This window comes from Ohtaekwangia kribbensis (assembly GCF_042676245.1).
Classification (GTDB): domain Bacteria; phylum Bacteroidota; class Bacteroidia; order Cytophagales; family Cyclobacteriaceae; genus Ohtaekwangia; species Ohtaekwangia kribbensis.
Map to the genome: position 1 here is coordinate 221,192 of NZ_JBHTKA010000014.1, position 7,984 is coordinate 229,175.

At 43.2% G+C, this 7,984-nt stretch carries 7 protein-coding genes and 1 riboswitch; all 7 genes read right to left on the minus strand.

Annotated features, from left to right (window positions below):
• Window positions 1-182: 182 nt before the first annotated feature.
• The 7 genes from ACFQ21_RS26840 to ACFQ21_RS26870 all read right to left on the minus strand — a co-directional run bounded on the left by ACFQ21_RS26840 (window position 183) and on the right by ACFQ21_RS26870 (window position 7,610).
• Window positions 183-1,460 (minus strand): YeiH family protein, encoded by a 1,278-nt coding sequence (locus ACFQ21_RS26840; protein WP_377584936.1) that lies wholly within the window; start codon window positions 1,458-1,460, stop codon window positions 183-185.
• A gap of 348 nt (window positions 1,461-1,808) precedes the next feature.
• Window positions 1,809-2,744 (minus strand): ATP-grasp domain-containing protein, encoded by a 936-nt coding sequence (locus ACFQ21_RS26845; RefSeq protein WP_377584938.1) that lies wholly within the window; start codon window positions 2,742-2,744, stop codon window positions 1,809-1,811.
• Between the two features lie 41 nt (window positions 2,745-2,785).
• Entirely contained in the window at window positions 2,786-3,634 is an 849-nt protein-coding gene (locus ACFQ21_RS26850) for a phytanoyl-CoA dioxygenase family protein (RefSeq protein WP_377584941.1), read from the minus strand.
• A gap of 313 nt (window positions 3,635-3,947) precedes the next feature.
• Window positions 3,948-4,059, minus strand: a riboswitch (SAM riboswitch).
• Between the two features lie 512 nt (window positions 4,060-4,571).
• Window positions 4,572-5,312, minus strand: coding sequence for a hypothetical protein (locus ACFQ21_RS26855; protein WP_377584944.1), 741 nt, complete (start codon window positions 5,310-5,312; stop codon window positions 4,572-4,574).
• Between the two features lie 61 nt (window positions 5,313-5,373).
• Window positions 5,374-6,138 (minus strand): DUF4097 family beta strand repeat-containing protein, encoded by a 765-nt coding sequence (locus tag ACFQ21_RS26860; RefSeq protein ID WP_377584946.1) that lies wholly within the window; start codon window positions 6,136-6,138, stop codon window positions 5,374-5,376.
• A 123-nt stretch (window positions 6,139-6,261) separates the two neighbouring features.
• Window positions 6,262-7,035, minus strand: a complete 774-nt coding sequence (locus ACFQ21_RS26865) for a hypothetical protein (RefSeq protein WP_377584949.1) — start codon at window positions 7,033-7,035, stop codon at window positions 6,262-6,264.
• Between the two features lie 35 nt (window positions 7,036-7,070).
• The gene (locus ACFQ21_RS26870; protein WP_377584952.1) at window positions 7,071-7,610 is read right to left on the minus strand and encodes an RNA polymerase sigma factor; all 540 of its coding nucleotides are present in this window, start codon (window positions 7,608-7,610) and stop codon (window positions 7,071-7,073) included.
• Window positions 7,611-7,984 lie beyond the last annotated feature (374 nt).

Genomic DNA, 7,984 nt, shown 5'->3' on the forward strand with positions numbered 1-7,984 from the left:
GATTTTTAGCAAAACTAGGAGTAATCCCTATTAAATCAATAGACTTAAAAGAATTTTATGAAAATATTGTAGAATTTTTTGCCTAACGGACAATAGTAAAAGCCTCCGAAACGCTGCAGAGGCTTTTTACGACACGCTTTTCATCAACAAACTCTTACTGTATATAGGAGTCGGAATACTTGTTAGCTGAACAGCAGGAATGCTACAATCAGCGTAATAATGATGTTGAAACCCTGGGCGATAAGAAAAGCGTATAAAGGTTTCCGGCTATTGGCGTTAAACAGGTCTGAAAATTTAGTCTCAAGCCCGATGCTTGTAAAGGCCAGCACAAACCATAGTGTTTGTATACTCTTTAAACTTTCTTTTACACTGCTCACGGCGTCTGCACTTAATGCGAATGAAAAAAGGAGTGAGGCAGCAACGAAGCCGATCACAAATTTAGGGAAGCGCTCCCAGATAACACCGAGCGATGGTTTGGTTACTTTACCATCAGCCTGATCTTTACCAGTATACGTCCAATATATACTGATGGCGAAAGCAGCAACACCCAACAAAACGTTTTGAGAAAATTTAACGATCGTGCTGATCTTGAGTGCTGTTTCACCTACGAGCGTTCCGGAAGCCACTACCGCACCCGTTGTATCAATACTACCCCCGAGCCATGCGCCCGTAACTTCCTGCGGAAAGTGAAAGTAGTTCGCGATATAGGGCATGAAGATCATCATCGGAATAGCAACGATCAGTACCAATGATATAACATACGAGAGCTTTTTAGAATCACCTTGTATAGCACCGGCCGTAGCGATGGCAGCCGATACACCGCAGATGGAAACTGCGCTGGAGATCATCATGGTTAACTCTTCATCAAGCTTTAGCTTCTTGCAGATCCAGTATGCGAAATACCAAACGCTCACTACAACCGCGAGTGCCTGAATGAGACCGAGACCACCTGCCTTGAGTATATCGGAGAAAATAACTCCGGTGCCGAGTAACACGAGCCCGGTCTTTACAAATAATTCAGTAGAGAGTGCCGAACGAAACCACTGCGGAAGCGGAAGCGTATTGCTGATGAGTAAACCGATGGAGAGACTGAAGATAACAGCTTCCAGGTTCAATGATTTTATCGCGCTGTTCCCGGCCAGTGCTACGGCTATTACCGTAAGTATATATAACACCGGAAAAACAACGAGCATATTTTTTACAGGTTTGCCGGTTAACAGCGTTCCCAGTATAGCAATCGCGAAACTATAGAGGAATTGCGCACCGATCTTGAAGAGATTTTCACTGGCTAATATTTTTTCAGTGATGTCGTTTCCTTCTTTCCAGGAGAATGCCGGTGTTGGTATAATAAACCAGAGAAGTGAAAAAAGAATTGTGATACCTCCCAGCGCTACGGCTGTCCAGTCTTCATGTAATACAAATCCTTTTTTTTCGCTTAAGGTCTGTGTTGCAGTACTCATATGTTGGGCGCGTGATAAACTAAGAATGTATAAATGTACTCAACCCGAAAGAACATATGAAAACAAAAACGGTGAAGCTTCATGAACGGAGAATGTAGCAGGAGAGTGGCTTGGTGGCTACGGAATGCACCAGTGTCTTTCGAGAAATTCCACCAAAATTCTTTTTAAGACCGGTGCATCCGGAAGCCGTTTTGTTCATGGCCGGAAGAGGATCTCAACTCACCTGACCAGATTTGTATATACCGTTTTACGTCACTGTTACCCGGTATAATTTTTATTGTCTACCAAATCTATAGACAAATGTAAGTAACGATACTTTATATGCAAGTATTCGTGCTATAATTTTTTTTAAATGGTAAGCGCGATCTCTCTTATCTTTTGCAACCGCTGCTCGAGGTATTGACTGAGGTGATCTAGCGGATTAAAATCAATGCCTTCAATATGTATGCTGCGTGAACTTGTATGCGGGCGGATCGCATAGAAATATACCTGGTTTGTTTTTCGATCGGTAACATATTCGATGCTGCCGGTATCGATCAAAGCTGCATGCGCTATTCTCTCCAGCGTGTTCAGAATTTCCAGGGATGGTGCAAATACACTCGCTTTAACTTCAATCGGCCAGCGCTCGGGTTCGTCACCGGCATGGTATATTTTAACAGCATAGAGCACGCGACCATTCAGAATCTCAACGCGGTTGATATGGTTGCCCTTGGGCCGGATATACTCTTGCACCAGCCATGACTTATCGTTTTGTAAATGCAGTTCATCTTTTACGAGGGCATTCACCAGTTCGTTTGCACTTTCAAAGCGCATGGTAACAGCAGGATCGCTGATGCCATTACTCTTTATAATGATTGGGAAGCGAAGTTCATTGCTGGCGGCCAGCAACTGGTCAATGCTGCTCACGATGCGTGTTTTCGGAAAAGGTATACCCAGCGAAGCGAACAGGGCCAGTTGTCGCGACCGGGTACTGATAATCTCCGTAACGCGCGACCCGTTTACAACCTGACTGCTGTTGTGTACACCACTTACCTTTTCCACATGTTTTACATATTCTACGGTTTGAGCAATACCCAGTGCGTTGTGCGCCAGGTAAGGTGGTGAACTCATGTCGTTGAACACGAGGCTATAGGGCACTTCATATTGGGCAGGATCATACAGGTGGTCTGCCGGATTTATTATTTCATAGGGAATTCCCCGCGTCAGCAGCTTTTCAAACAAGGGATTATATTGTTCAGGGTGGCCGTATATAATGCCGACCGGTCTTTCAAAAAATGTGAACATGGTTGTAGTTTAATTTTAGCGTAACAGTTTTATATAGTCCATCAGGCAGCCTTGCGGAATGCCGGAATAAGATTTTTATGTTTCTTACTTCCTACCAGTGGCAGCAGGTGCAGGTATAGCGGTGTTGTGCTTTGCTCCGTTTTAGGTTTATACTTACCCACGATCATCGGTATATACATTACTCTTCTGCGACTGGCTGCACCGGTCAGTGGCGATGGCGCCACGCGATGCCATATTCTGCCATCGTGAATAACGAGGTCGCCTGCTTTTGCTTCTACCAATACCTCGTCTTTATCGCCATAGTTATTCAGGTAGTATTTTTTTCGGAAGAGTAAATCCCACAGTCCTTGTTTATGGGTGCCGGGCAAAACGCGGAGTCCGCCTTTATCGGCTGTAGAATCATCCAGGTAAAAGCCGATGTTTAACATAGGCGCTACTTTCTTACCGTAGAATATATCACGTGCGCTATCGGTATGCCAGCCCATGTGGTAGAAATTACTTCCTTCTGTATTGACATAGTGATTGAATACCACACCATCTTTCTCTTCGAGACCGAGGCGTGCGCCTTCCGGCATTAAGACTTTTAATGCCTGCAGAGCCGGGTTGTTGGCGAATGCTCTTACGGCATCGCTGTGTTGATTGGTAAATGCAAAACGTTGTACAATGGTATCACCATTTTCATCTGTACCATATTTGATCGGCACACCATTTACTTTCTGAACATTTGATTTTACCCACTGGCGTTGCACCTGCTCGGTAGAGTTAATAATAGTATCAACAGTTTCCTGTGACGCATAGTTTTCAAAGTGAATGAAGCCGTTCTTTTGAAAGAACTCAATTTGTTCTGTTGTTAATGTACCTTCGAATGTGAATTTTTTATAAGAAGCCATGATCGTTCAATGTTAAGGTGGACGTATAAGTATATATTTAGTAAGGGTGTGATGAATTCAGTGCTCATCAACATCGGTATAGTATATGGAAACAGTTCATTTTCATACGCTTGTTTTTTGCGGTACAAAATATTCCCTGTGCATTCCCCGCGCGAGGATGCAGTGTTTGCAAGTCATTAAAATTTCTATAGGGGATTTTTGAAAAGGCGAAATCAACAACAACAGTTGTTCATACAGTAATTCATGTTGATGGCCTGGGCGTACATACTGTTACGAACGGAGAAATTTTTTGTGTGTTTCATGTTGGTTAAAAATTTTATAGTTCCAATTTTTTTTATTGGTAGGAATTAGCACCTTTTCAACCTGCGGTTGATAGGTTGCTAGGGGATCGCTGAGCCTAGTCTCTACTCCCTTCTGTATAAAACCAATCTGGTGAGAATTGATTTGTCTACTAAATCGATAGACAAATATCAGTATTAATCGTTAACGTGCAAATCTTTTTGAAAAAAATATTTAGAATTTTAAAGCACCGCTATAATTCATTGGCTGCCATGATTTGCGAATCGATGTCAGAAATAGTTCGTCATCTACTTCAAAAATGGGCTACCGCGCCCAGTCATAAATTTTCATGGTAAAAAGCAGTTGCCTGGTATTACGCAGAAGAGCGGGCCTTGCAGTGCTCCGAACAAACGAGCAGGTTGATCCAATGGTAGTTAAGTTCCATAATGCGTGGGTTCAGGTATTTCTTCAGAAGCAATAAAGATACCACATTGTATACATGTAAAGAGCCCGCAGTATAGCGAGCTCTTCATCCCCGGCATTATCGGGTGGTCAGGGTGTTTTGCGCAACCAAATCAATGAGACAGCTTTTGCAGCAAGTTTTTTTAACCAATAAACCATCGACCCTGTTTCACCGGATATATAGCAGGGATATACTTTATGGATTGGCCTTGCGTATGTATACATTGCCATATTTTGATTCGAAGCTATAGCGTGGACCATTGCCCGGTTTTGCAGAGACATAGGTGTGAAAATGTTCATCCTTGTCCATGCCGCCAAACTTGGCTTCCAGGTTAGTGAAGATCTCGCCATAATTTGTTTCAGCGACTAGCTCTCCCGTTGCTTTTTCAACCAGGGCTGCATCTACAGCACCGTATGTAGATGTAACGGAGAGCGGCCCGGTAAACTCTTTGATCTCCACCGTTCCATAAACAGATTCAACACGGGTGTCGGTGTTACGCGGTACCTTAATCTCCAGTACAATTTCAATATCAACGCCATTAGACATCATATCAAATTTACTCTTGCCGGTTTGCTGTTTGTATTTATCGAGTTCTTCCTTGTTTTTAAAAGTGATGGTTTGCGTACCATCTTTAATTGTATAGAACCGGGGCAGGTTTTTCATGTCAGCAATCTGGCTGCGAATGTTAACCGTATTACCAGATACAGAGAGGTCTAATGTAAACGCATTATCATTTTCTCCGTTGTTGATACTTACAGTTCCCTGGATGGAGACTTCATTTTTATCCCAGGTGCTAACCCGGACCAGTTCGGGGTAATCGAAGTGCATGACTATATTTTGTCCGGGCTTAACCGCGATAGATTTGTTGATAGCGGTTTGCGCGTATTCCTTTACCGGAATAATAAGCCCGACTATGATGAACAGTATATTTTTCATAGCAAGAAGTTTGGGGGTGAAGCTGCTCCGATCGATAGGTATAGATCGAAGCAGTCAGATTTTATTTCTTCCGGAGGTATACATTGCTGTGTGTGGAAGACAAGTAGATGTCCAATCCACCACCGTTGAGCTTGCCGCTTACATTGTCGCTATATTTTACCATGTTGTTGGTCTTCTCGATCTCGATCTTGAAATCTGGATCAACAAAGATCTCTCCGTATACCGTGCCTAATTTTAGGTTTGCTTTCAGTGTAGTAGGGAAGGCTACATCTACATGGCCGTGTACCGATATGATCGATACAGGGTTCTTTATATTCGGACTCAGGGAAGCGTCAATGTCACCGTGTACAGTTTTGATCGTCATCGGGCCGGTTGTGTTGTTTAGTACAACACCGTTGTGTACAGTTGATACTTCGATCTCACCTTCAAAGTTCTTGAATGTTACACGATCGCCATACGGTGATGTATGGGAATAAGACACCACGACTCCTTTGGGAACTTTGATGATGACATCAGGACCATCCATCTTCTTCAATTGCTGCACTTCAATTACCCCGCCTTTTTCTACTACCGATAAACCTATACCGGTGTTATCTTCCAGGCCCATGCTGCTGATGGCGCGTAGTCCTTTGGCGCGTTCGTCATCATCTTTTTTACCATTGCGCGATGTAAAGATTATCTCATTGCCAGCGTAGCCTTCAATCTCTACGTGGTTTACTTCTTTAATTTCCAGGCGACCTGTGCTCTTGGCAAGTTTATATTCCTGTGCCTGTATAAACCCTGTTATAAAAACCACCAGGGCTACCGCTGCAAATACCTTTTTCATATTTCGTTGATGTTTTGATTTTCTTACTAAATGTGACTTGAATTTTCTCAGCTTCGAGTTTTTAGCTTTGAGCTTCGAGTTTGAAAGTTGTGTGGGTGTGATTTAGCATGCTATAATATATCTTCATGAAAGTTTCAGTATTCCTGCGTGTGCTTCATCTTTTACCTCTTTTAAAGCTTCTTCATCGTTCGTAATGCGTTGAAGCTCTTTCACGGTGCCTTGTGCCCGTATCTCTACCAGTATTCGGATGAGTGCTATTTGTACGATCGGATCCTTCTGTGTGGTGAGTGATGCAATCAATATTTTGCGTACGTTTTGTTCTTTGTTGAATTTGCTGAGTGCGTCCAGCGCAGCCAGGCGTACATTGGTGTTTGAATCTTCATTCATCGCGTTGGCAAGTGCAAGTATAATTTCATCATCGGGCCGCTCCATCTTCAGTGCTACCGTTGCACCCAACACTCGTTGACTTGCTGACTGATGATTGTCGAGCATCGTCATCATCATGTTCTTGGTGGCTTGCATCTCTTTCCGTATATCAGCAAGCTCCTGTTGTTGTCGCTCATATTTACTGATCCAGTATCCTATACCTCCGCCCAGCACCACCAGTGCCACCGCAGCTGCAACGCGATAGAAGGCAGGCTGAAAGAAAATGGTCTTATTTTTTTTTGAAGACCGTATTTCTTCTTCAATCAGTTTATCAAAAGATGATTTTAGTTTAGCAGTCGGCTCAAGTTTAGAAGAGCGTTCCATGCTGTGAATCACTTCCTTCAGCTGCTCATATAGTATATATGCTTCCTTGTTGTTCACCAATTCCTGCTCTACCTGAAGTTTCTCTTCGGGTGCAAGCCTTCCATCGATGTAATCAATCAGAAGTGTTTCGAGTGTTTCTCTGTCCATAATGCTATAGAACCACGTTGCAGCGTATGTTCTGTTTATATTTTTTCAAGTTCAAAATAGTGTTCGCGTAATTTCAGTATAGCGCGGTGCACCTTTACTTTTATATTCGCCACCGTTGTATCCATGATGGCAGCAACTTCTTCATACTTCATGTGCTGAAACCGTGTTAAGATCAGCAGCTCGCGTTGTTCATCACTGAGCTTCGCCATCGACCGTTGAAGAAGTCTTTCCTGCTCATCCAGCACATCGCTATCTTCGGTATCGTATAAAGCATCACTCACCTTTTCTACATCAACAAAGTCAGAGAACTTGTTTTTGTGTACCTGGTAGTGATCGGAGAAAACATTCCGGGCTACCTGGTATATCCACGACTGAAACCGGGCTCCTTCGCGATAACTGTTCCTGTATTTTATAATGCGCAGGAAAACATTTTGCGTAAGGTCTTCGGCCAGGGCACGATCCATGGTTAAGCGTGCCAGGAAATTGAATATGCGCTTGTTATAGCGCTCAAAAAGCGCAGAGGCCTGCTGAAGATCACCGTTTTTTACGGCCTCCATAAGTAGTTCGTCTGTCATCAGGTACGCTCTTTTTGTCAAATTCGTGTTAGTTACCGGAAGGGGGAGGAAAGGTTACAGAGCAGAAGATAAAAAAAATAGCTGCTAGTTGCTAGCTGTCAGCTGCGAGAGTGATTTTTGTTGAGGTGTTGATGCGTTTACTAAAGAGTGTCCCGAAATCCAATGACACAAAGAGCACGAAGAAGACACAAAGGGGCACAAAGGAAATATACTCTAGATGCCGTTTTGTCTTTTTCCTGTAGCAGGCAGTCTGAAGCCAGCGGCCATACTTGTCAGTCCCTGAAATAGGTTGACCACAAAAGGTTAACTTATGACAAAGCGAATTACATTAGCGAACAGACGTCTTTTTAGCGAAGAATTTAAACAGACAGTCG

Excerpts from the sequence above, each read along its gene's own strand:
- ACFQ21_RS26840 (WP_377584936.1), bottom strand. The coding sequence starts at position 1,460 with ATGAGTACTGCAACACAGACCTTAAGCGAAAAAAAAGGATTTGTATTA.
- ACFQ21_RS26845 (WP_377584938.1), bottom strand. The coding sequence starts at position 2,744 with ATGTTCACATTTTTTGAAAGACCGGTCGGCATTATATACGGCCACCCT.
- ACFQ21_RS26850 (WP_377584941.1), bottom strand. The coding sequence starts at position 3,634 with ATGGCTTCTTATAAAAAATTCACATTCGAAGGTACATTAACAACAGAA.
- ACFQ21_RS26855 (WP_377584944.1), bottom strand. The coding sequence starts at position 5,312 with ATGAAAAATATACTGTTCATCATAGTCGGGCTTATTATTCCGGTAAAG.
- ACFQ21_RS26860 (WP_377584946.1), bottom strand. The coding sequence starts at position 6,138 with ATGAAAAAGGTATTTGCAGCGGTAGCCCTGGTGGTTTTTATAACAGGG.
- ACFQ21_RS26865 (WP_377584949.1), bottom strand. The coding sequence starts at position 7,035 with ATGGACAGAGAAACACTCGAAACACTTCTGATTGATTACATCGATGGA.
- ACFQ21_RS26870 (WP_377584952.1), bottom strand. The coding sequence starts at position 7,610 with ATGACAGACGAACTACTTATGGAGGCCGTAAAAAACGGTGATCTTCAG.